The 383-nt window shown below is 44.9% G+C and carries 1 protein-coding gene; it reads right to left on the bottom strand.

All coding sequences use genetic code 11. The annotated features are described in order from the left end of the window. Positions 1-383 (bottom strand): transposase (locus BCT34_RS01010; RefSeq protein ID WP_198594879.1); only part of this gene is annotated, 383 nt, incomplete at both ends.

Here is a 383-nt window from a genome sequence, read left to right as displayed (position 1 = left end):
ACTTTTTCATGACAATAGGCAAGCGCTTTCCAATCACCATGTGAATTTATCCCGCCTAGAGTCACTGAAACATGTACATGAGGGTGCCAAGTTAACCGTCTCCCAAAAGTATGTAATGCGCAGAAAATGCCAATTTCTAGTCCAGCCTGCTTTGCTGCATAAAGCAGATTGTCGACAGCGAGTTGGCAAAGTTTATCGAGTAACCGGCGGTTGTTACGAAACAGAGCCCATAAAACATCAGGAAAAGTGAATGTCATGTGCATCCAAGGGCAATGTGGCATTCGGTCTATCTGTTGGACTATCCAGTTGTCGGTCGATTTTTTGCCACAGCGAGAGCAGGCTCGACTAGAGCAAGTGAACCAAATGTTTTTAGAATGGGTACA

This window comes from Vibrio sp. 10N.261.45.E2 (assembly GCF_002875705.1).
In the GTDB taxonomy this organism is placed as follows: domain Bacteria; phylum Pseudomonadota; class Gammaproteobacteria; order Enterobacterales; family Vibrionaceae; genus Vibrio.
Note: the sequence above shows the minus strand (reverse complement) of the source record. Positions and strands in the feature narration are given on the sequence as shown.